This window comes from Streptomyces sp. AM25 (genome assembly GCF_058146165.1).
The window spans coordinates 104,524-127,824 of record NZ_JBKIWN010000002.1 but is presented as its reverse complement, the minus strand read 5'-3'; the positions used below and the strand labels follow the sequence as shown (position 1 = coordinate 127,824).

Here is a 23,301-nt window from a genome sequence, read left to right as displayed (position 1 = left end):
CTTCCGCCGCAAACCACTGGTCCATTTGTTCGTAGTTGATCATGCTTCACCCTTCAATAAGTGCATTGTCCGCATCTTCGTAGTACGCAGCAGGGCATGGATACTTCCGATTCCGAGAACGTGCGACGGCGGCGGGTGCTGACCGCCGCCGCGCTCGCCCCGGTCCTGGCCGGTGCGGGAACGGCCGCCGCGCGCGGCGGCAGACCGGCGGTGCAGGACGGGGCCGGCACCACGGGCCGGCTGCGGCCCGTGACGACGACGGCCGAGGACTGGCGGGGCGTCGCCCGGGCGCTGGGCCGGCCGGGCGTCATGGCGGGCACCGAGTACCAGCTGGGCTTCCTGCGCGACGACCTGCGCGTGACCTCCCGCGGCGTGACCGTGCACCCGGCGCTCGCCGTGGGCTCCCACGTGTCCTTCGTCCGCTACGAGGACGGCAGCACGCTGATGATGGGCGATCTGGCCATCGCCGAGAGCGAGTTGCAGCACGTGATCGGCTCCCTGCACGCGAAGGGCCTGCACCAGACGGCGATCCACAAGCACCTGCTGGCCCACGCCCCCGAGGTCTGGTGGGTGCACGTCCACGGTCACCGCCACGACGCCGCGGCCCTGGCCGGCGCGCTGCGCGGGGCGCTCGACCGGACCGCGACCCCGGCCCGGCCGCGGCCGGTCACGCGGGTGAAGGAGCTGGACACCAAGGGGATCGCCACCGCCCTGGGCGTCAAGGGGTTCGACGACGAGGGCGTCCACAAGTGCCTGTTCTTCCGCCGCGAGACGGTGACGATGGGCTGCCTGGAGATGCCGCCCGGCCTAGGGGCCATGTCGGCCTTCCTGTTCCAGCCGCTCGGCAGCGGACGGGCGGCGGTCAACGGCGACTTCGCGATGACGGCCGACGAGGTCCAGGACGTGCTGTCGGCGCTGCACCGGGGCGGCATCAGCATCATCGAGCTGCACAACCACGGGCTGGACGACGAACCACGGCTGTTCTTCGTGCACTTCTGGGCGGTGGGCGACGGCGTGCAGATCGCCCGGGCGCTGCGCCGCGCCGTGGACGCCACCGACGTCGCCCCGTTCGAGCCCGCGCGCACGGCCGGCACCCGGTGAGGCGGCGCGACCCGGCGCACCCCGGCGAACACGGCGCAGCCCGCGGCCCGGACGCCACGCAGGCGCCTTCCGTTAGCTCTCACACAGAGCTAACCTGACTATATGGCCGCAGGTGGTCTTCCCGACGAGCTCGCCGGAGTGCTGGCGGGCATCCACCGGCTGGCCCGGCGCGGGCTGTGGCGGGCCATGCCGCAGCCGCGGCTCCGCGGGGCCCAGGCCGAGCTGATGCGCGTGGTGGCGGCACGGCCGGGCATAGGCGTCTCCGCCGCCGCCCGCGAGCTGTGCCTGGCGGCCAATTCGGTCAGCACCCTGGTCAACCAGCTGGTGGCGGCAGGGCTGTTGCGCCGCGAGGCCGACCCGCAGGACCGGCGGGCCGCGCTGCTGCACCCGACCCCCGCCTGCCACGAGCAGCTGCGGGACTGGGACGCGCAGCGCACGGCCCTGTTCCACGAACGGATGGAGAGCCTCCCGGCCGGCGACCGGGCCGCTCTGGCGGCGGCGCTCCCGGCGCTGCGCAGGCTGGCCGAATCGCTGCGCGAGACAGGCGAGACACGCGAGACAGGGGAGGTTCCGTGAACCCGGCCCGGCACACCGAAGGGGACGAGCCCGCCGCGGCCGTCCGCTGCACCGGCCTGCACTACGCGTTCGGCAGCACCAAGGCCGTCGACGGCGTGGACCTGCAGGTGGAGCCGGGCGAGGTCTTCGGCCTCCTCGGTCCCAACGGTGCCGGCAAGACGACCACGATCCGGGCGATCACCACGCTGCTGCCCGTGCCGCCGGGCGTGATCAGCGTCTTCGGCCACGACGCGGCCCGGCAGCGGATGGCGGTGCGGCGCCTGCTCGGCTACGTGCCGCAGCAGCTCTCCGCCGACGGGAGCCTGACCGGGCAGGAGAACGTCGCCCTCTTCGCCCGGGTCTTCGACGTGCCGCGCCGCGAGCGCACCGTCCGGGTGGCGCAGGCGCTCGACGCGGTCGGCCTCGCCTCCGCCGCGCACCGGACGGCCGCGACGTACTCGGGCGGCATGGTGCGCCGCCTGGAACTGGCACAGGCCCTGGTCAGCGCGCCCCGGCTGCTGATCCTCGACGAGCCGACCATCGGCCTCGACCCGATCGCCCGCGACAGCGTCTGGGAGCGCATCACCGACATCCGGACCGGGACCGGGATGACGGTCCTGGTCACCACCCACTCCATGGAGGAGGCCGACCAGCGCTGCGACCGGCTGGCGCTGATGCACCGGGGCAGGATCCGCGCACTGGGCACGCCCGAGGAGCTCAAGGCCCAACTGGTCGCCCGCCGCCGGGAGTCCGGCGCGCCGGAGCCGCCCCCGCCGTCCCTGGAGGACGTCTTCCGGCACTTCTCCGGAAGCGGGCTGGACGAGCCCGGACCCGACGAACGAGGGGAGTTCAGCGATGTCCGCCGCACCCGCAGCACCGCCTCCCGCGTCGGCTGAACCCCTCCCGCCGGAGGAGCGCTACGCCCTGCTGCTGACCCCGCCGCAGGCCCGCAGCGGCTGGCGGGTGGTGCCGGCCCGGGTGGCCGCGATGTGCGCCGTCGAGCTGCAGAAGCTGCGGCACGACCGCACCGAGCTCTACACGCGCGCCGTGCAGCCCGCCCTGTGGCTGCTGATCTTCGGCGAGACCTTCACCCGCATCCGCGCCATCCCCACCGGCCACGTGCCGTACCTGGACTACCTCGCGCCCGGCATCATCGCCCAGTCCGCGATGTTCATCGCCATCTTCTACGGCATCATGATCATCTGGGAGCGGGACTCGGGCGTGCTGACCAAGCTGCTCGTCACCCCGACGCCCCGGGCGGCGCTGGTGACCGGAAAGGCGTTCGCCGCGGGCGTGAAGGCCGTCATCCAGGCCGTCGTCGTGATCGCCATCGCGGCGGCCCTGGGCGTCTCCCTGTCCTGGAACCCGCTGCGGCTGCTGGGCGTTGTGGTCGTGGTGCTGCTCGGCTCGGCCTTCTTCGCCTGCCTGTCGATGACGATCGCGGGCATCGTGCTCACCCGTGACCGCCTCATGGGCATCGGCCAGGCCATCACGATGCCGCTGTTCTTCGGCTCCAACGCGCTGTACCCGGTGTCGGCGATGCCCGGCTGGCTGCAGGCCGTCAGCAAGGCGAACCCGCTGAGCTATCAAGTGGACGCGCTGCGCGGGCTGCTCATCGGCACACCCGCCCATGTGGGCACCGACCTCGCCGTGCTCGTCGTCGCCGCGGCGCTGGGCATCGCCTCCGCGGCCTCGCTGCTGGGCCGGCTGGCCCGCTGATCCCATGCCCCGCCCCGCCCGCCGCCGTCCCGCCGGGGGCGCGCGGGCGCCCGGCCCGGGGCCCGCGTACTTCCCCGGCCACGGCAACAGCGGCTACGGCGTGCGCCGTTACCGCATCCGCCTGGACTGGAAGCCGGGTTCGGGCCGCATCCTGGCGGCCGCGACGCTGACCGTCGTGCCGGCGGAACCCCTCGACGCGATCGAACTCGACCTGGCCCGGCTGCACGTGTCCCGCGTCGACGTCGCGGGGGCGCCGGCCCGGTTCCGGCACCGCCGCAGCAAGCTGCTCGTCACCGCGCCGCGGCCGCTGTCCGCCGGGGAACCCGTCGAGGTGACGGTGCACTACCGCGGCGTCCCGCGGCCGGTCGGGATCCCCGAACTCGACGACGAGGCCGGCTGGTTCACCACCCGCGAGGGCATCCGCGTCTCCGGCGAACCGGTGGGCGCACCGTCGTGGTTCCCCTGCAACGACCGGCCGGACGACAAGGCGGCGTACCGCTTCGAGGTGACGGTCCCCGACGGCTGGCAGGTGTGCGCCAACGGCACGCTGACGCAGCGGAGTCCGGCCGGGCGGGGGCGCACGACGTGGGTGTACGAGCACGCGGGGCCCATGGCGCCGTACCTGGCGACCCTGGCCGTCGGCCGGTTCGTCTTCCACGAGCAGTCCGGCGGCCCGCCGGGCGTGCTGCTGCGCAACGCCTTCCCCGAGCGGCTGGCGGAGCGCGCGGCCCACGACTTCGGCCGCCAGCCGCGGATGCTGACCGTGTTCACCGAGCTGTTCGGCCCGTACCCCTTCGAGGCGTACGGGGCCGTGGTGGTCGACGACGACGTGGGTGATCCGCAGGAGGCGCAGACGTTCGCGGTGTTCGGCACCGACCGCGTCGACGGCCGGCGCGGGTACGAGGACGAGGTGGCGCACGAGCTGGCCCACCAGTGGTTCGGCAACAGTGCCGGGATCTCCGGCTGGCAGGACCTGTGGATCAAGGAGGGGCTGGCCACCTACGCCGAGTGGCTGTGGTGGGAGGCGTGCGGCGAGGCCGGTGCGCCTGCGCTCGCGGCCGAACACCTGGCGGAGCTGCGCGCCGCGGACCCGGACACGGTGCTGGCGGACCCCGGACCGGCCGATCTGTTCGAGGACTGGGTGTACAGCCGGAGCGCCCTGACCATGTACGCGCTGCGGCTGACCGCGGGGGACGAGAAGTTTTTCCGGCTGCTCCGCGAGTGGCTCGCCCGGTATCGCGGCGGCAATGGCGGCACCAGGGGTTTCATCGCCCTCGCCGAGCAGGTGACGGACATGTCCCTCGGCGGATTTTTCGGGGAGTGGATCTACGGCCGGGCGCTGCCCGGAATTCCCGCTACCGGGCCCGGCGCAGGCCACCCGGAATAATCACCAAGCAATTTTTGGCGCGGTGTTTACAGCACCGCAAAGTAACAAGATGAATTTTTTACTTGCGCGTCTCCGCAACCAATCAGAACCAGCCGTGCGGCGCTCTCCGGCAATGCCGGATTCCGCCTTGACGCGGACATGAACCTCGGCATCGCCCGACCCCCTGTCCGGACCAAGTGCCACAGAGATTCATCCTCACCCCATCCGCCACGCGTGCGACATGCCGCGGTGGCGCGAATTGGGGCGTCCCACGTCGGCTAGAATCCCGCTGTTCCCCAGGGATACAGCCACCTAGTTTTCCAGACGCGCTGTTAATGGCGACCGCCCGGAAAAACCACCGCCGGCAACGGCAGCAGAATCTTCCACCCGTGAAATCCGCCCACCTCACGACCCCTCCCGAAGCTGTCGCGAAGGCGTGCGGAAAAACCTGCAAGTCCCATTCACCTGGGGGACATGTGCCCGAAACCAGAGTGAGCCCGGCGCCCACCACACCGGCTCACCTCGCGAATTCTCCCGACCCGGTACAAGGTGACGGAGCACGCCACGTACGATTCCTTTTCGAATTCTTCGAGCGGACCTGCGACCGGACGCCGGAGGCCGTCGCCGTCGTCTGCGAGGGGACCCGGCTGACGTACGCGCAGCTGGAGGCCCGTGCCAACCGGCTGGCGCAGCTGCTCCGGCAGCGCGGGGTGCACGAGGGCGGCACCGTCGGGATCCTCCTGGACCGCTCCGCGCAGACCTACGTCGCCCTGCTCGCCGTGCTCAAGACCGGTGCCGCCTACGTGCCGCTCGACGCGGCGTTCCCCGCCGACCGGGTGGCGTTCATCGCCGCGGACGCCGGAGTGCAGTGCCTGCTCACCACCCCTGCCCTGCACGAGCGCACCACCCGGGCGGCCTGTCCGGTGCTCGACGTCGACCTCGCCGAGGCCGAGGCGGCGGACCTGCCCGCGGACCGCCTCACCCCGCCGGACGACCCCGCGTCGCTCTGCTACATCATCTACACCTCCGGAACCACCGGCCGTCCCAAGGGCGTTGCCGTCAGCCACGCCAACGTCGTCAACTTCCTGCGCGTGGCCACCCCCATCTACCAGGTGCACGGCGAGGACCGCGTCTACCAGGGCCTCTCGCTCGCCTTCGACTTCTCCGTCGAGGAGATCTGGCCGGCCTGGGCCGCCGGGGCCACCCTCTACACCGGGCCCGGCGGCGAACACCGCGTCGGCCAGGGGCTCGCCGACTTCCTCGCCGAGCACGCCATCACCGTGCTGTGCTGCGTGCCGACCCTGCTCACCACCATCGAGGGCGAACTCCCCTCCCTGCGCAGCCTGCTGGTGAGCGGCGAGGCGTGCCCGCGCGACCTGGTGCAGCGCTGGTCGCGCAGCGGGCGGCGGATCCTCAACGCCTACGGGCCGACCGAGTCCACCGTGACCGCGACATGCGGCGAGCTCCACCCGCACCAGCCGGTCACCATCGGCCGCCCGCTGCCCAGTTACCGGGTCTATGTGCTCGACGAACGACTGCGGCCGGTCCCCGACGGCGCCGAGGGCGAGATCTGCGTCGGCGGGCCCGGCGTGGCCGTCGGCTACGTCAACCGGCCCGAACTGACCGCCGAACGCTTCATCGCCAACCCCGTCGAGGCCGACCGCGCCGACGTGCCCCGCCTCTACCGCACCGGCGACCTCGGCAGGTTCACCGCCACCGGGGAGATCGAGTACCTCGGCCGCGTCGACACCCAGGTCAAGATCCGCGGCTACCGCATCGAATGCGCGGAGATCGAGGAGATCCTGCGCGAGGACCGGGCCGTCGAGAGCGCCGTCGTCGTCCCGCACGGGGCCGACGGGACCGCACAGTCCCTCGTCGGCTACCTCACCCTGCACGACCGCGGCCGGCAGGACGAGGACGAGCTGCGCGAGCGCCTGCACGCCGCGCTGCGCCGCAGGCTGCCCGACTACATGATCCCCGCCTTCGTGGAGGTCCTCGACGCCCTGCCGCTGCTCGCCGCCGACAAGGTGGACCGCTCCCGGCTGCCCGCGCCCGTGTCGGCACCGTTCGGCCGCCGCCGCACCCGCCGCGCCGCGCCGGAGACCGCTGCGGAGCGGCGACTGGCCGCCGTCTGGCAGGAGGTGCTCGGCACCGCCGAACTCTCCGCCGACGACGACTTCTTCTGCGACCTGGGCGGCCACTCCATGTCCGCGGCCCGCCTCGTCTCCCGGCTGCGCGGGGAACCGGGCCTGGAGGGCGTGGCGATGGGCGACCTCTACGCCCATCCCACCGTCCGCGGGCTCGCCGCCTTCCTCCGGGACCGCGCCGGGGCGGCCGCTACTCCCCCGCAGCGCCCGGCCGTCCCCGCCCCGGCCCCGCGGCGCCACTCGACGGCCCGGGTACGGGCCTGCGGGCTCGCCCAACTCGGGGCGCTGTACGCCTGGTTGCTCGTCTTCAGTCTGCCGCTCCTGGTGCTGTTCTACCGGCTGTGCGTCACGCTGGCCCTGCCCGTCGACGGCATCGGCGGCGGCCCGCTCGGCACCCTGGCGCATCTGGGCTGGGGCGCCTTCGCCCTCGTCGACATCGCCTGGACGGCAGTGGACTTCGTCGTGCTGCCCGCCCTCGCGGCCCGGCTGCTCATGGCCGGTGTCCGGCCGGGGTGGTATCCGCTGTGGGGCAGGACGTATCTGCGGTTCTGGCTGCAGGGCAAGATACTGGCCCTCTCCCCCGCCGCCATACTGGCCGGATCCCCACTGCTGCCGCCCTACTTGAGGCTGCTCGGCGCCCGGGTGGGCCGCGGCTGCCACATCGCCGCCCCGCCCGCCGTACCGTCGCTCGTGGAGCTCGGCGACGCGGCGAGCATCGGCTACGGGGCGCGCGTCCAGCCGTTCGCGGTCGAGGGCGGCTGGCTGCGGCTGGCTCCCGTGCGCCTCGGCGCGGGCAGCCACCTGGGCACCAACAGCGTCGTCCTGCCCGGCACGGACATCGGTGACGCCGCCGCGGTGGGCGACCAGTCGCTCGTGCCCGCCGACCACGCCGTCCCCGACGGGGAGTTCTGGGCGGGCTCCCCCGCCGTGCGGCAGAGCGGCAAGCCCGCACTGCTCGCCCGGCTGGAGGCCGACCCCGACCACGGCCGCTGGCCACTGCCCGTGCTGGCCGGCTACGCCCTGGGCGCCGTGCTGCTGATGCTGGCCCCCGCGCTGGTGCTCCTGCCGGGCGGGATACTGACCGCCTGGGCGGCGGCGGACCACGGGCCCGCCGGGGCGCTGGCGGCCGCGGCGGCGGCCGGGCCGCTGGCCGCCGTCTCCACCTGTCTGCTCGTCCTCGCCGTCAAGCGCGGGCTGCTGCCCCGGGCCCGTACCGGCATCCACCGCGAGCGCAGCGGTCTCGGCGCGGCCAAGTGGCTCGGCGACGGGATGATGACGCTGAGCCTGACCACCACCCACGCCCTGTACTCCACGCTCTACCTGGTGCCGTTCCTGCGGGCGCTGGGCGCCCGGACCGGGCGCTGGGCCGAGGTGGCCACCGTCAGCTTCGTCGACCCCGACCTGCTGGAGATCGGCGAGCGCAGCTTCGTCGCCGACATCGCGGTCGTCGGCCCGGCGGTCTTCCACCACGGGCGGTTCGCCCTGGCTCCCGCCACCGTGGGCCGGCGCAGCTTCGTCGGCAACGGGGCGCTGGTGCCCGGCTCTTCGCGACTGGGCGACAACAGTCTGCTGGGCGTGCACTCCGTCGCCCCGCCCGGCGACATCGAGCCGGAGACAACCTGGCTCGGCTCGCCGGCCCTGTTCCTGCCGACCCGGGAAGAGAGCCGACGCTTCCCGGCGAAGTACACCTTCGCCCCGACCCCGGGGCTGATCGCGGCACGCCTGGCCATCGAGTTCTTCCGGGTCACGCTGCCCGCCACGCTCGGCGGGCTGTCCATACTGGCCCTGCTCTACGCCATGGCACTGACCGCCGAGACCGCTCCCCCGCTCGTCCTGCTCGCCCTGGCCCCCGGGCTGCTGCTGGCGTCCTCGCTGGCGGCCACCCTCGTGGTCGTCGTCCTCAAGTGGCTGGTGATCGGCCGCTACCGGGCACGTACGGAGCCGCTGTGGGGCATCTGGGTGCGCCGCACCGAGCTGATCACCGGGCTGTTCGAGAACCTGGTCGTGCCCGGCCTGGTGAACTTCCTCACCGGCACCCCGTGGATGGCCCCCGTCATGCGCCTGTTCGGCGCCCGCATCGGCAGGCGGACCTGGCTGAACACCACGTTCATGACCGAGTTCGACCTGGTCGAGGTGGGCGACGACGCGGCGGTCGGCGAGGCGACGTCCCTGCAGACCCACCTGTTCGAGGACCGGGTGATGAAGATGTCCCGGGTCCGGATCGGCGAGGGCGCCTCGGTGGGCTCGCGCTGCGTCGTGCTCTACGACGCGCACGTCGGCGCCGGCACCTGCCTGGACGCCCTCTCGCTGGTCATGAAGGGCGAGAACCTGCCCGCGCACGGCAACTGGCGCGGCATCCCGGCCAGACCGTACTGATCCACCGCACCCCCGTCCCCTCGTTTCTCCCGCACTTCCCCCATCCCACGGAGCAATCATGACAGCGCAGTTGACGGACCCCGCCACCTGGACCGGTCCCCGGATCCACGGCGATCTGCCCGGCCCCCGCTCGGCCGAGCTGCTGGCACGCCAGCAGCTGCGGGAGTCCAACGCCCGCACCTACCCGCGCCGGCTGCCCATAGCCCTGGCGGAGGCCTCCGGTCCCTGGGTCAGGGACGTGGACGGCAACGTCTTCATCGACTTCCTGGCCGGCGCCGGGGTCCTCTCCCTCGGGCACAGCCACCCGGCCCTGGTGGCGACCGCGGCCCGGCAGCTCGGCAGCCTCGCCCACGGCCTGGACTTCCCCACCCCGGCCAAGGACGCCTTCGTCGAGGCCCAGTTGTCGATGCTGCCGCCGGGCCTCCGCGACCGCATGAAGGTGCACATGTGCGGCCCGACCGGGGCCAACGCGGTCGACGCCGCCGTCAAGTTGTGCAAGACCGCCACCGGCCGCGGCGACATCGTCTCCTTCCAGGGCGCCTTCCACGGCAGCAGCCACGCCGCCATGGCGCTCACCGGGCTCGTCGCCCAGAAACAGCCGGTGCCCAACGGCATGCCCGGCACCCATTTCTTCCCGTACTCCTACTGCAGCCGCTGCCCGCTGGCCCTGTCGCCCGAGACCTGCGAGACCAACTGCGTGACGTTCCTGGAGCGTTCGCTGCGCGACGGCAACGGCGGCGTCGCCACCCCCGCGGCCGTGGTGATGGAACTCGTCCAGGGCGAGGGCGGCGTCATCCCGGCCCGGCGCGAATTCGTCACCCGGGTCCGGGAACTGACCCGGGAACTGGACATCCCCCTGGTCGTGGACGAGGTGCAGACCGGCTGCGGCCGCACCGGCACCTGGTTCGCCTTCGAGCAGTACGGCATCGAGCCCGACGTGATCGTCGCCTCCAAGGCGCTCAGCGGCATCGGCACCCCCGTCGCCATGATCCTCTACGACGAGCGGCTGGACACCTGGGCCCCCGGCGCCCACACCGGCACCTTCCGCGGCAACCAGCTCGCCTTCGCGGCCGGTGCCGAGGCCGTGCGCATCATCCACGACGAGGACGTGCTCGCCAACGTGCGGGCCCGCGGCGCCCAGTTCGCGGCCCGGTTCGCCGAACTCCGCAGCTGCCCGTGGGTGCGGGAGGTGCGCGGCCTCGGGCTGATGTGGGGCGTGGAACTGGCCGCGCCCGACGACGGCCGGCCCGCGTCCGCCCTCGCGGCCGCCGTCCAGCAGCAGGCACTGCACCGCGGTCTGATCGTCGAACTCGGCGGCCGGGACGACTGCGTGGTGCGGATGCTGCCGCCGCTGAACGTCACCGAGGACGTCGTCGACATCGCCTGCACCATCCTGGTGTCCGCCGTCGAGGAGTGCGCGGCCGCCCTCGGTTCCGTCACCGGCCCGGCCGCAGGCCGGTAACCGCCCCTCCCCTGTCGGCTCACCCTCCGAAGGAGACAGGTACCCGTGGCCCTCATCGTTCAGAAGTACGGTGGCTCATCGGTCGCGGACGCCGGGCGGCTCAAGCTCGTCGCCGAACGCGTCGCCAAGTCCCGCGCCGGCGGGACCGATGTGGTCGTGGTGGTGTCCGCCATGGGCGACTCCACCGACGACCTGCTCGACCTGGCCGCCCAGGTGGCCCCGCTGCCGCCCGCCCGGGAGACCGACATGCTGCTCAGCGCGGGCGAGCGCATCTCCAGCGCCCTGCTCGCCATGGCCCTGGACGCGCTGGGCGTCCCCGCCTGCTCGCTGACCGGCGCGCAGGCCGGCATCGCCACCACGCCGGAGCACGGCCGGGCGCAGATCACCGGCGTCACGCCGGACCGCGTGCGGCAGGCGCTGGACGCCGGGCTCGTCCCGGTGGTGGCCGGCTTCCAGGGACGGGCCAACGGCGGTCCGGAGATCACCACGCTGGGGCGGGGCGGCTCCGACACCACCGCCGTGGCGCTCGCGGCCGCCCTCGACGCCGAGCTGTGCGAGATCTGCACCGACGTCGACGGCGTCTACACGGCCGACCCGCGGATCGTCCCCGACGCCCGCCGGCTGGACCGCATCGGCTACGAGTCGATGCGCCGGCTGGCGGCGGGCGGCGCCCAGGTCCTCGCGGCCGGTTCGGTCGCGTACGCACAGCGCCACCACGTGCCGGTGCTGGTACGCGCCGCGCACGGCCCCGGGAAGGGCACCCTGCTCTGCGAGGACTCCGGGGCGCCCGGCGGCTCCGTCACCGGGGTCACCCACCACAAGGCCGCCCGGATCACCGTCGCCGCCCCGCCCGGGCGGGGCGGTGCGGCCGGACGCGTCCTGCACGCGGCCGCCGCGGCCGAGGGCGGGTTCGACATCGAGGTGCGGCAGCACGACGCCGGACCCGGGGAGTTGTCGTTCGTGCTGCACGCGGACCACATATCCGCCGTCCTCGCCGCCATCGAGGACGCCGGTGCCCCGGACCCGGTCCGGGTGCACTGCGACGACCGCATCGGCAGCATCTCCGTGATCGGCGCCGCCCCCTCGGCGGGGCCGGGCTCGGTGGCCCGCTGCTGCAGCGTGCTCGCCGACGCCGGCGTGGGCATCGAGGCGGTGACGTACCTGCGGCCCGGGGTGCGGGTGCTGTGCCAGGACGACCATCTCTGCGATGCGGTACGGGTGTTGCACTCCGCGTTCGGGCTCAGCGCCCCGGCAGCTGCGGGGGCGTGACGTCGGACGCGGCACGGTCCGGGGTCCGGGGCGGGGCCCCGGCCCCGGGCACGGGCGGGGTGGGGGAGAAATAGCCCCCCACCGCCGCCAGCACCACGAGGGACCCCGCCCCGGCGAAGGCCCCCCGCACCGACACGTCGGCCGCCATCGGCACCAGCAGCGTCGAGGCCACCGCCCCCGACCGTGCCGCAGTGTGCTCGACGGCCATCAGCCGCAGCCGCTCGGCCGAGGGGAAGCGCGCCAGCCGGGTCCGGAGCGTCACCGTGCCCAGCGGGGCGGCCAGTCCCATCACCAGGGACAGGACCTCCAGCGCCGAGACCCGCCCCACCAGTCCCATGCACACGGTCGCCAGTCCCTCGACCACCCACGCGCAGCAGCACACGGCCGGCCAGCCGCCGGGCCGCCAGCTGCCCGCCACGGGGTTGCCGATCAGCGCCCCGACGCCGAGTGCGGCGGTCACCAGGCCGTAGGCCCCGGCACCGGCGCCGAACCGGGTGGCGAGCAGGGCCGGCAGCGCCACGCTCGTCGCGGCGGAGCAGAACGGCACGAGGCCGTGCACCGCGATCGCCACGCCGATCCGGGGGTGGGCGCGCAGCAGCGGCCAGGCCCGCACCGGCCGGCCCGGGCGCTGCTGCGGGAGGCGGTGCTGCGGCGGGGCGGCGCGGCGGCCGAGCCAGTTGAGGGCCGTGGCCGACAGGGCGAAGGCCGCGCCGTCGAACGCGAAGAGCTGCAGCTTGGAGACCACCAGGAGCAGCAGGCCGGCGCCGGCCCGGCCGCCGATCCGGGCGACGCGGCTGGTCAGGTCGAACAGCCCGGTCACCGGCTGCACCCGCTCCGGTCCGGCGAGCCCGGGCAGCAGCGCCTCCAGGTTCGGGTCGAAGAGGGCGCCGAGGATGCCGAGCGCGAACACGCCGACGAGCAGCACGGCGACGCCCCGGCCGTCCGGTGTCCAGACGAAGGGCAGGGCGAGGACCAGAGCGGCCCGCGCGGCGTCCACCCGGGACAGGGCCCGGTAGGACGCGCAGCGGGCGACCAGTTGGCGGCCCGCCGTGCCGAGCAGGACGTAGGGCAGCGACTCCAGGGTCGCGACGAGTCCCATGAGCGAGGCCGAACCGGTGCTCGCGTACACGCTCCATATCACCGCGACCGCGTAGAGGTGGTCGCCGAGCACGGAGAGGCTCCGGGCCAGCCACAGCACCAGCACGGGTCGCATCCGCAGCAGCCGCACATATTCCATGCGCCCTCCTGACCGAACGGCGCCACGGTAGAGGGCAGATGACAGACAAAGCCCGATTCTTCCTGAAAGAACACCCGATCGTGGCGAGAAGGGCAAAACACCTCAACCGGCAATCCATGGCCCACGTTTCAGCCCTCCCCGAAGTGCTTGGCCGCGCTCCGCCGCCCCGGACACGCTGGTGCACCGGCACCGGCCCCACCGAGGAGGACCCATGAGGACGAAGCTCCGACGCACCGCCGCCGCCCTGACCGCGGCACTCGCCCTGTGCGCCCTGGGCACCACCACCGCCACCGCGTCGGGAGCCGTCCGGGCGCACCCCGCCGCCCCGGCCAGGATCATGGAATCCCCCAAGCCCGACTGCGCCGACAACGGCAACGTCGACCCGTGCTACGAGTACCAGACCTGGTTCTGGACCTTCGACAACTGCAATCAGTACGCCTACAGCCACCCCTACGACCGCAACCGCTACGACCGGCACGTGTGCGCGGTGTTCAGCGGCGGCGCGAACGTCGGCCTGTGGTTCCACAAGGTCCGCGGCTGAGCCCGCACGTGCGGCAGGGCCGGAGGACACCACGGGGGGTCTTCCGGCCGTGCGTCACCCGTTCGCCCGCGCGCGGCCGGCCGGGAGGTCAGCGCACCCAGTCGTAGGCGTCGTCCTCGTTCCACCCGGAATCCTGCTCGGTCTCGTCGAGCAGGTCGTTGATCTCATCGGCGCTGAGCTCATCGGGGTCCATGCTGTGCATGATGCCTCCATCGCGGGCGTTCTTCACCCGGGGATCAGCCGTCGGAGTCGGCACTCCCGCCCCATCCCTGTTTTCCCCCCATTCCGCCATGCTGAGCGGAGTGTTCGCGTACGCGACACGCTGCGCGTCCACACTGCGGCGACAGTCCGTGACATGACATTGCGCCATGACACCGAGAGGGCAGGGGAGAAACGTGGTGAGGATCAGACGTATGCGCTGGTCGGCACTGGTTGCCGGCCTGGTCGTGCTGACATCCGTACCGCCGGTGACGGGCCTGGCGACGCCGGCCGCCGCTCAAACACCCGCGCAGCACCTTCCGTTGGGCGACCGCAATCTGCCGGAGACCCGCACGGTCACCAAGGTCGCCCCGGGGGTGACCTGGACCAGGATCAAGCGCGGCCGCACCGAGGACCCGCGGGAGCACTGGACCGTCGAAGTCGCCCTGCTCCGCGAGCAGCAGGCGGCCCGCGACCTGGCCGCGCGGCTCACGGACAAGGGCTTCGCCCCCGTGGTCACCCGCGTCGACGACCGCCCCCAGGACCTGCCGTCCCGGCAGGCGTGGGGCTGGCGGGTCCGGGTCGGCAGCCTCGCCGACTCCGACGCGGCCGGCCGACTGGTCAAGGACCTGCGGGCGGCGGGCTTCAAGCCCGCCCGCACCTACTTCACCGGCGAGGACGACCGTGCGCACTCCGGCCCCTGGGTGGTCGACGTCCTGCGGGTCACGGCGGACCAGCGCAAGCGCGTCCAGGCACGGCAGTCCCTCGACCACGTGCCCGGCGGCGAGACCCTCGCCGAGATGGTGCACCGGACCCACGCCATCGCGGGCATCAACGGCAGCTACGGCTCCGACGAGGAGGACGGCACCTTCGGCGACGTCGCCGGCCTGTCCGTGCTGCACGGCGAACTGATCAGCGAGGCCGTCCGCGGGCGCAGCGCGCTCGTCCTGCCCTCCGACCGGAACCGGAAGCCCTCGGTACAGCAGCTCAGCACCACGATGCGGCTGAAAGCGGGCGACGGGGCGCAGCGCACCCTCGACGGGATCAACCGCGCCCCGGGCGTCATCCGCTCCTGCGGCGGCCCGGCGGACGAGGTGCCCACCGCCCGCCCCCGGCACGACTGGCTGTGCACCGACACCAACGACATCATCCAGTACACCGGCTTCTTCGACGGGCCGATCCACAAGGGCGACGGCACCGCGGTGGTGCTCGGGCACGACGGCAAGGTGCTCGAGGTGCGCGATCAGCGGGAGGGGACGGTCCCGCACGGCGACACCGTGCTCGCCGGCATCGGCAACGGCGCGCAGTGGCTGCGCGACCACGCCCGCAAGGGCAGCAGACTGGCCATCACCACGGAGATCGTCAACCAGGACCACAAGTCGCTGCCCGCCACCGCCGGCCGCGGCGCGGACGTCGTCTCCGGCGGACCGCAGCTGCTGCGCAACGGCCGCATCGTCGTGCCCGCGGACGCCGAGGGCTTCAACTACCCCGAGGATCCGTCCTTCTTCGACTACTTCGCCACCCACCGGCACCCCCGCACCGTCGCCGGGATCACCGCCGACGGCTCGCTGCTCCTCGTCACCGTCGACGGCCGCCGGCCCGGCTGGAGCGAAGGGGTCTCGTTCAACGAGAGCGCGGCCGTCCTCAAGTCCCTGGGCGCCGTGGACGCCGTCAACCTCGACGGCGGCGGATCCACCGCAATGGTGGTCAACGGCAAGCTCGTCAACCGGCCTTCGGACAGCACCGGTCCCCGGCAGGTGGCCAACGCGCTGATCATCTGCTGACCGGGGGTCCCGATCCGGCCACGGACGGCCGAACCTGCACGCACCCCGCCCCACTGCCCCTAACGTGATGCCGCCGCGCCCGCCGGTGCGGCCCGACGGAGCAACAGGCGAGGGGAAACGGACATGAAGCGACGGTTCGGCATCCTGGTGACGGTCTGCGTCCTGGCATCGGGGGCGGCGGGCACGGGCACCGCCCAGGCGGCACCCCGCTCCGCCGCCCCGCAGGCGGAGATCTTCGCCACCAGCAACACGGCCGTCATCACCGACCCGGCCGACCCGCGGCTGAAGACGCGGCTGGGCCGGTTCGACCGGGAGGTGCGCGGCACCATCCGCGCCCAGGGCGCCCGCGCCGCCGCCTCCCGGCTGCTGGACGGCGTGTTCTGGTCCACTGACCTGAAGCAGACGACGTACGAACGCTCGCGCGAATTCGACGTCAACCACGTCTCCACAGCCGGGCTGCACCACATCGCCGGGGTGCTGGCCAAGCAGTACCACCAGGAGTCGGTGCTGACCTTCCGGTACCTGCCGCGCAGGGCGGCGGGCACCGACGCGGTCGACATCGAGGCGCCGGGCGTCGACGTCCGGCGCCTGCACGACGCCCTGGTGGCCGACCAGGCCGTCCGCGACGAACTGGGCGGCGGCTCCGTCACCCTCGGCGGCCGGCTGATCCTCGTCGCCCCGCTCAAGGACCTCGCCCTCGCCCGGACGTTCGTCACCAGGCTCGGCGTCGACTGGGCGAAGGCGCGGGTGCGGTACGGGGCGGAGGAGTTCGTCAGCGCACCGTGACGTCCGCCTCCGGCTCCAGCGGGGGCTCCGGAGGGGTCCAGGGCGTGGGGCCGAAGAGGACGGCCCGGGCGATGGACGGGGCGAAGAGGGACGCCGGAGGTGCCAGGAGCGACAGCACGTTGCGGAACGCCGCGCCGACGACCGGGTTTCCGGTGGCCCGTTGCTCCACGCGCTGCAGATACCAGTCGACCGGCCGGTCGACCGCGCGGGACGCGAGGGCATTGCCGGTCGCGCCGGGCACCTTCTTGTCCGCTCCTGCCGAGATGTCCCAGGCCGACCGGGCCGCGGCGAACAGGGCCCGCTGCACGCGGTGCGTCGTCGGCACCCGGCGCGGGTCGGCCAGCGCGTCCCGCAGGGCGAGAGCACTCAGCGCGGCTACCGACATGCCCTGCCCGTACACGGGGTTGAAGGCGCACAGCGCTTCGCCCGTCGCCAGGAATCCCGCCGGGCGCCGGCCCGGCCGGTCGTAACGGCGGCGCAGGTTGGCGGTCTTGCGGAAGCCGTGAATGGGAGAGACCGGTTCCGCCTTGAGGATCCACTCATGGAGCACGGGGTGCGGAAGACGGGACGCGAAGTCGACGAACCCGGCCTCGTCCGTGGGCGGTTCGGAGCCGCGCAGCCCGGATAGCGTGACGAACCAGCGGTCGCCCTCGAGCGGCAGGACGAGGCCCCCGAGGGGCTGGGCAGCGTTGGGGATCATGACGATCCCCCGGTAGTCGGGCTCCTCGGCGCCGCGCGGGGTGCGGTAGACGCGGCTGGAGTAGGCGAGGCCGGTCTCGATGAGCTCCTCGTGAGGTGCTTCGGCGCCCAGCGCCGCCAGCCAGGCGGGGGCCCGGGAGGCGCGGCCGGTGGCGTCCAGCACCAGGTCGGCCTCCAGGACGCGGGCCTTCTGCCGGGAGGCCGCCGCCCCGCGCTCGCGCAGCCGGACGCCGCGTACCCGCGCCGCGTCCCCCACCAGGCCCGTGACCTCTGCGCCCTCGACAGTCCCGATGCGCGGGCCGGCCAGGATGCGGCGCCGTACGGCCCAGTCGGTCAACGGCCGTGAGCAACTGAGGATGTGCGTGCTGGCCGCCGTACGGCGGTACCAGTGCCCGGCCTGCCACTGAACGACATCACTGGGCATGCCGACGCGCAGGGAGCCGTGCTCGCACAGTTCGTCGATGATGCCCGGCAGCAGCGTCTCCAGGGCCTGCTGCCCGCTGTCCAGCAGGACATGGGTGTGCCGGTCCTGCGGCACACCCGGCCGCGACGCGGCCTCCTCGGGAAAGCGGTCGCGCTCCACGATCGTGACCCGGTCCGCGTGCTCGGCGAGCACGTACGCGGCGAGAAGACCGGCCAGGCCTCCGCCGATGACGACCGCGTGCCGCCGCCGACTGCCGCTTTCCGTGCGCCTGCTGAGGGACCGTTCGCTCTGCTGTACGTCGGATTCCGTCACCGTGCCCACCCCACTCGGTCGTTCCGCTCGTCCTGCCCGCGGTCACCGTACCGGCCGTCGGCCGACGTCGTGCCGCAGGGCCCGTCCGGGGCAAGCCGGGGCGGCGCGGGCCGCGGCATCGCGGGTGCCGGGCCCGGAGGCATGTAAGCAGGAACCGTGCACCCTCGACATGCTCCGCCGGTCTTCCGTCGGCACCGGCCCCGTGTTCCCGGTCTGGTCGCGGTACCGCTCGGACTGATCGTGGCCGTCACCGTGGTCGACCTGCTGACCTCCCCGAACATCCACCTGGGCCCGCTGCTGGTGGCGGCGCCGGCCCTGACGGCGGCCTTCGGCGGACCGGTGCTCACCGCGGCCGTCGGCGGGCTGGCCGTGATCGCCCAGATCGTCATCGGGCTGTTCCACGGCGGGGTGTTCAGCTCCAACCACGAGGCACAGATCCTGGCACTCGTCGTGGTGTCGACCTTCGTGGTGTTCTTCCGTTACGCGTACAACCGCCACGAGCAGGAGCTGGTCCAGGTCCGGGGCGTGGCCGAGGTGGCGCAGAAGGTGCTGCTGCGGCCGCTGCCGGCGCGGATCGGCCCGCTGCGGATCGCCTCGGTGTACGTGGCGGCCGAGGCGGAGGCGCGGATCGGGGGCGACCTCTACGCCACGGTGCGCACCCCGTACGGCAGCCGCGTCATGATCGGCGACGTGCGGGGCAAGGGCCTGACGGCGGTGGGCGACGCGGCGCTGCTGCTGGGCGCGTTCCGCGCCGCGGCCCACCGCAACCCCACGCTGCCGACCCTGGTGGCACATCTGGAGAACACGGTCTACTGGGACACGGTGGAGCCCGCGGACCCGGAGACGGCCGGCGAGAGCTTCATCACCGCCGCCGTGCTGGACGTCCCCGACGAGGAGCCGCTGATCCGCCTCATCAACTGCGGGCACCCGCCTCCGCTGGTGGTGCACGAGGGACGGGTGACGGAGCTGACGGTCAGTGATCCCGCCCTGCCGCTGGGCCTGGGCGGCGGACTGCCGGCGTCGGCCTACGAGGCCGAGGCGTTCCCCTTCGCCGTCGGCGACGTCCTCGTGCTCTACACGGACGGGGTGGTCGAGACCCGCGACGCCCGCGGCGCCTTCTATCCCCTGGCCGAGCGCGTCGCCGCCTGGGGCGGCACCCAGCCGCAGCAGCTCGTGCAGTACATTCACGACGACCTGCTCGCCCACGCCGGCGGGGCGCTGGACGACGACGTCGCGGTGGTCGCCGTCGAGCGCTGCGAGTGAGCCGGGCCGGACGGCCGCAACAAACGGCCCGCCTCCGTTAATCGGATGGCGATCATCCGTTGATGATCGTCACGCATCGTCGATGTCATGACGATGACGATGTCCCCGCGCACTGCGGCCGGCACCCTGACCGACCTGCTGTCCCGCAGCTCGGCGTCACGGCCCGACGCGGTGTTCTGCACGTACCTGCCCGACGCCGTGGGCGGCCGGACGGAGCAGCTCGGCCTCGCGGCGCTGGACCGCAGGGCCCGTCAGGTGGCGGCCCTGCTGCGGACCAGGGTGCAGCGGGGCGACCGGGTGCTGCTGGCGTTCCCCAACGGCCCCGAGTTCGCGGCGGCGTTCTTCGGCTGCCTGTACGCGGGGGTGGTGGCGGTGCCCGCGCCCGCGCCCCTGGGAGCGGCCCGGGCGTCGGTGTACGCGGCGGTCGAGGCGGACTGCCGGCCGGCGCTGGTGTGCACCGTGCCGGGGTGGCTGCCGCTGTTCGCCTCGCGCCCGGGGAGCCGCAGCGGGGCGGTGGTGGCCATCGGGCCGCCGACGGGCCGCGCGGTCGAACCGGTGCCGGCGGAGGCCTCCGACCTCGCCTACGTCCAGTACACGCCGCGGTCCTACGGCCCGCCGCGGGCCGTGCCCGTCACGCACGGCGCGGCTCTGGCGGGGCTCGCCGCGTTCACCGCGGAGACCCGGCTGGGGGCGCGGGACCGCCTGGTCGGCTGGCTGCCCGCCCACGACGGCACCGGCCTGACGACGCAGGTGCTGCTGCCCCTCTTCACCGGCATGAGCGCCTGGGCCCTGCCCTCGGGCACCGTGGCCCGCGACCCCCGCCGCTGGCTGACGGCGATGTCGCAGCAGCGCGCGACCACGGGGGTGATACCGCCCGGTGCCCTCGATCTGCCGCACGGCTCGGACTACGTGCAGCGGTGTGCGCTGCAACTCGGCCGGTGGCGGCTGGTGCTGGCGCCGGAGCAGGGGGTCGACGGGGAGCAGCTCGACGCCTTCGTCGGGGCGTACGCGGTGGCGGGCTTCTGGCCCGACGCCGTGGTCCGGGTGCCCTCCCTGCGGCCCTCGCGGCCCGTCGCACGCCGGGCCTGAACGGCCGTCACCCGCGGTGTGCACGAACCCGGCCCGGTGGGGCCGGGGTCAGCGGCGTGTGCGCGCGGACGAAGGCGATGAAGCTCTCGTGGTCGCGCTCGTGGCGGACGGGCGCGCGGAATCCGGCGAACGCCGTGGTGCCGTCGAGCCCCAGCAGCGTGTAGGCCGGTGCGGCCAGCCGGTAGAAGCGTGACGGGTCCAGGGGGCGGCCGTCGAGGAGGACGTCCTGCGGGGCGATGCGGTCGCCGGGCGGGCCGGCGGCGTCGTAGGCGTACTGCACGTTGCGCGACACGGCCAGCGGGGCGAAGTGCGGCTTCCCGCCGGCGAGGTACCACTGGTCCTCCAGGGCCCGGTGGATCTGCCGGCCGGTGACGGTGACGGTGAGGACAGGGTCGCCGTAGCCCACGGCGTTCCATGCCGCCGCGAAGAGGACGGTGCCGGAGGCCCCGTCGTGGACCAGGTCGCCGGCGAGGATGCAGGGGCCGGTGCGGGGGGCGGTGGCGACGATGCCGAGGTCCGCGGGGCGGGCGGGACGGACGTTGCCGTCGTCGAACGGGCCGAGGGGACGACTGCCGGCCCAACGGGCCCAGTCCGCGGCGAGGTTGCCCAGGGTGCTCTCCCCGGCCGCGGTGCGCTGCCGGGTGAAGGAGCCGGTCTGCCGGCCGACGGGCGTGCGGGCCCGGACCGTGGCTTGCCCGGCCCAGTACGCGGTGATCCGCTCCATGCCGGGATCGGGGGCGATGTCGCGCGTGTTGGGGTGGTTGACGGAGGTGGTCAGTTCCCTGACGACCCGTCCGGTGCCGGGGTCGAGCCGGAGGACGGTCTCGTTGACGAGCTGACCGTGGCAGCCCGCCTCGACGAACGGCCGGGGGACGCCGTCCGGGTCGGGGACGCTCATGGTGAAGCGGTGGTGCCAGTGACCGGTGACGACGGCGTCGATGGCGGGCGAGACCCGGCGCGCGAGCTCGTAGGCGGGGCCGGAGGGGGCCGTGCCGGTGGTGAAGTCGGGCCCGGCGTAGGCCCCGTCGTGCACGCTGAGCACCAGGGCGCGGACGCCGCGGGAGGTGAGCTCGGCGGCGCAGCGGTCGGCCGTGGCGAGCGGGTCCAGGGTGGCGAGGGCGGGCTGGTAGGAGGCGGGGAAGGCTTCGGTGCCGGGGACGGTGAGGTGGATGAAGCCGATCGGGATCCGGCGCCCGTCACCGGCGTCCGCCCACTCGATGTTGTACGGGGGCAGGACGGTCCGTCCGGTGGCGGACCACACGACGTTGGCGCTGTAGTAGCGGAAGTCCGCGCCGTGGAAGGGCCGTCCGGTGGAGTCGGTGAAGGCGTCGTCCCGGCCGGCCTCGGGGTAGGCCTCGCCGCGCTCCATGTGCCGGGTCAGGAAGGCCGGGGAGCGGTCGAACTCGTGGTTCCCGGCAGTGGAGAAGCGCAGGCCGAGCCGGTTGAGCACCTCGATGGTCGGCTCGTCGGCGAAGGCCGTCGCATCGACCTCCCAGCCGGAGAAGAGGTCGCCGGTGGCGAAGAGCACGGAGTTGCGACGGCCCCTGCGCAGCCGCTGCAGGTGCGCGGCCAGGTACGCGGCCCCGCCCACGCGGTACTGCACTCCCCCGGCCCCGCCGACGACGGCGTCGGAGCCGGGGGCCGCCTGCAGATAGCCGTGCAGATCGGTGATGTTGAGCAGCTGCACCTCGACGGTGTCACGGGCCGCGGCCCGGACCCGTCCGGGGACCGCGGCCGACACCGCGACGGCGGCACCGGCCGCCAAGAGGCTTCGCCGCCGCAGGGGTTCCCGCACCATGGCCCCAGCGTGCGGGGCGGGCGAGGCGGTACGGCCCATTGGGCCGACGGACGGCATGTCCGGGGCCCGGGGCAGGATGTCCTCGGCACATCCGCGACGGGAGGAGCAGCACATGAAGCACCGCACCCTCGGCAGGGGCGGCCCCGAGGTCCCGGCCGTCGGCCTGGGCTGCATGGGAATGTCGGTCGCCTACGGAGAGCCGGACGAGGCCGAGTCCCTGCGGACGCTCGACCTGGCCGCCGACCTGGGCGTGACCCTGCTGGACACGGCGGACGCCTACGGGCGGGGCGCGAACGAGGAGTTGCTGGGCCGCTGGCTGCGCACCGGGCCGGGCCTGCGCGAACAGGTCGTGCTGTGCACCAAGTTCGGCCTGCGTCACGACCCCGCCACGGGCCGGGTGGACGCCGTCGACACCTCGGCCGGGTACGTGCGGACCGCGTGCCACGCCTCGCTGCGCCGGCTGGGCACCGATCGCATCGACCTGTACTACGCGCACCGCCGCAACCCGGAGGTCCCGGTCGAGGAGACGGTGGGGGCGATGGCCGAGCTGGTGGCCGAGGGGGCGGTGCGGCACCTGGGGCTGAGCGAGGTCGGTCCCGCGACGCTGCGCCGGGCGCATGCCGTCCATCCCGTCAGCGCGGTCCAGTTGGAGTACTCGCTCTTCACGCGCGACGTCGTGGAGGGGGAGATGCTCGCGGTCTGCCGTGAACTGGGCATCGCCGTGGTCGCGTACGCGCCCCTCGGCAGGGCCATGCTGACGGGCGCGCTCACGTCGCGGGAGGCCCTGGCCGAGCAGGACAACCGCAGGCGGTGGCCGCGCTTCGCCGAGGAGAACTTCGACCGCAACCTCGCGCTCGTCGACGCCGTGCGGCAGGTCGCGGCGGAGATCGGCTGCACACCCGGCCAGGCGGCCCTCGCCTGGCTCCTGGCGCAGGGCGAGGACGTCGTCCCCATCCCCGGGACCAAGCGCCGCCGTTACCTCACCGAGAACACCGAAGCCGCATCCATCGTGCTGAGCCCGGAGCAGACCGCCCGGCTGCGCGCGACCGTGCCCGAGGACTCCGTGGCGGGGAAGCGCTATCCGGACCAGGCGCTGGCCCGGCTGGGCCACTGAGGCCGCTGCGGACACTGCGGACGCGGCGTGGGGGGGGGGGGGGGGGGGGGGGGGGGGGGGG

The 23,301-nt window shown here is 73.7% G+C and carries 17 protein-coding genes; 14 read left to right on the top strand and 3 right to left on the bottom strand.

Features of this window, described 5'->3' with window-relative positions; translation table 11 throughout:
- Window positions 1-96: 96 nt before the first annotated feature.
- From ACLHRZ_RS02800 to ACLHRZ_RS02765, 8 genes are all read left to right on the top strand, one after another.
- On the top strand, window positions 97-1,101 hold the full coding sequence (locus tag ACLHRZ_RS02800; RefSeq protein ID WP_490416581.1) for an LppY/LpqO family protein: 1,005 nt from the start codon (window positions 97-99) through the stop codon (window positions 1,099-1,101).
- Between the two features lie 102 nt (window positions 1,102-1,203).
- Entirely contained in the window at window positions 1,204-1,677 is a 474-nt protein-coding gene (locus ACLHRZ_RS02795) for a MarR family winged helix-turn-helix transcriptional regulator (protein WP_490416580.1), read from the top strand.
- Window positions 1,674-2,552 (top strand): ABC transporter ATP-binding protein, encoded by an 879-nt coding sequence (locus tag ACLHRZ_RS02790; protein WP_490416579.1) that lies wholly within the window; start codon window positions 1,674-1,676, stop codon window positions 2,550-2,552. The genes ACLHRZ_RS02795 and ACLHRZ_RS02790 overlap by 4 nt, the downstream gene beginning before the upstream one ends.
- Entirely contained in the window at window positions 2,512-3,375 is an 864-nt protein-coding gene (locus ACLHRZ_RS02785; protein WP_490416578.1) for an ABC transporter permease, read from the top strand. Before ACLHRZ_RS02790 ends, ACLHRZ_RS02785 begins: the two co-directional genes overlap by 41 nt.
- A 4-nt stretch (window positions 3,376-3,379) precedes the next feature.
- Window positions 3,380-4,762 carry a M1 family metallopeptidase gene (locus tag ACLHRZ_RS02780; protein WP_490416577.1) on the top strand — a complete coding sequence of 461 codons (1,383 nt, stop codon included), beginning with the start codon at window positions 3,380-3,382 and terminating at the stop codon, window positions 4,760-4,762.
- Window positions 4,763-5,217: 455 nt separating this feature from the next.
- Window positions 5,218-9,264 (top strand): Pls/PosA family non-ribosomal peptide synthetase, encoded by a 4,047-nt coding sequence (locus tag ACLHRZ_RS02775; protein ID WP_490416576.1) that lies wholly within the window; start codon window positions 5,218-5,220, stop codon window positions 9,262-9,264.
- Window positions 9,265-9,322: 58 nt separating this feature from the next.
- A complete protein-coding gene (locus tag ACLHRZ_RS02770; RefSeq protein WP_490416575.1) occupies window positions 9,323-10,726 on the top strand; it encodes an aspartate aminotransferase family protein in 1,404 nt (467 codons plus the stop codon).
- A gap of 45 nt (window positions 10,727-10,771) precedes the next feature.
- Window positions 10,772-11,995 (top strand): aspartate kinase, encoded by a 1,224-nt coding sequence (locus ACLHRZ_RS02765; RefSeq protein WP_490416574.1) that lies wholly within the window; start codon window positions 10,772-10,774, stop codon window positions 11,993-11,995.
- On the opposite strand, the gene ACLHRZ_RS02760 is transcribed toward ACLHRZ_RS02765, so the two are convergent.
- A complete protein-coding gene (locus ACLHRZ_RS02760; protein ID WP_490416573.1) occupies window positions 11,967-13,232 on the bottom strand; it encodes an MFS transporter in 1,266 nt (421 codons plus the stop codon). The genes ACLHRZ_RS02765 and ACLHRZ_RS02760 overlap by 29 nt on opposite strands.
- Before the next feature lie 211 nt (window positions 13,233-13,443).
- Between ACLHRZ_RS02760 and ACLHRZ_RS02755 the strand changes: the two genes are divergently transcribed.
- From ACLHRZ_RS02755 to ACLHRZ_RS02745, 3 genes are all read left to right on the top strand, one after another.
- Window positions 13,444-13,773: a hypothetical protein gene (locus ACLHRZ_RS02755; RefSeq protein ID WP_490416572.1), complete on the top strand. Its 330-nt coding sequence runs from the start codon at window positions 13,444-13,446 to the stop codon at window positions 13,771-13,773.
- Between the two features lie 398 nt (window positions 13,774-14,171).
- A complete protein-coding gene (locus ACLHRZ_RS02750; RefSeq protein WP_490416571.1) occupies window positions 14,172-15,755 on the top strand; it encodes a phosphodiester glycosidase family protein in 1,584 nt (527 codons plus the stop codon).
- 123 nt (window positions 15,756-15,878) lie between these two features.
- Complete coding sequence (locus tag ACLHRZ_RS02745) at window positions 15,879-16,541, top strand: hypothetical protein (RefSeq protein WP_490416570.1); 663 nt, start codon at window positions 15,879-15,881, stop codon at window positions 16,539-16,541.
- Here ACLHRZ_RS02745 and ACLHRZ_RS02740 read toward each other — a convergent pair.
- The gene (locus ACLHRZ_RS02740; protein WP_490416569.1) at window positions 16,528-17,976 is read right to left on the bottom strand and encodes an NAD(P)/FAD-dependent oxidoreductase; all 1,449 of its coding nucleotides are present in this window, start codon (window positions 17,974-17,976) and stop codon (window positions 16,528-16,530) included. The genes ACLHRZ_RS02745 and ACLHRZ_RS02740 overlap by 14 nt on opposite strands.
- A 156-nt stretch (window positions 17,977-18,132) precedes the next feature.
- Here ACLHRZ_RS02740 and ACLHRZ_RS02735 point away from each other — a divergent pair, with 156 nt between their 5' ends.
- Together ACLHRZ_RS02735 and ACLHRZ_RS02730 are read left to right on the top strand one after the other, a co-directional pair.
- On the top strand, window positions 18,133-19,239 hold the full coding sequence (locus ACLHRZ_RS02735) for a PP2C family protein-serine/threonine phosphatase (protein ID WP_490416568.1): 1,107 nt from the start codon (window positions 18,133-18,135) through the stop codon (window positions 19,237-19,239).
- Window positions 19,240-19,326: 87 nt separating this feature from the next.
- Entirely contained in the window at window positions 19,327-20,328 is a 1,002-nt protein-coding gene (locus ACLHRZ_RS02730) for an AMP-binding protein (RefSeq protein WP_490416567.1), read from the top strand.
- 7 nt (window positions 20,329-20,335) lie between these two features.
- Here the strand turns inward: ACLHRZ_RS02730 and ACLHRZ_RS02725 are convergent, their stop codons facing one another.
- Entirely contained in the window at window positions 20,336-22,126 is a 1,791-nt protein-coding gene (locus ACLHRZ_RS02725; protein ID WP_490416566.1) for a bifunctional metallophosphatase/5'-nucleotidase, read from the bottom strand.
- Between the two features lie 112 nt (window positions 22,127-22,238).
- Here ACLHRZ_RS02725 and ACLHRZ_RS02720 point away from each other — a divergent pair, with 112 nt between their 5' ends.
- Entirely contained in the window at window positions 22,239-23,240 is a 1,002-nt protein-coding gene (locus ACLHRZ_RS02720) for an aldo/keto reductase (protein WP_490416565.1), read from the top strand.
- The last annotated feature ends 61 nt before the right edge of the window (window positions 23,241-23,301 follow it).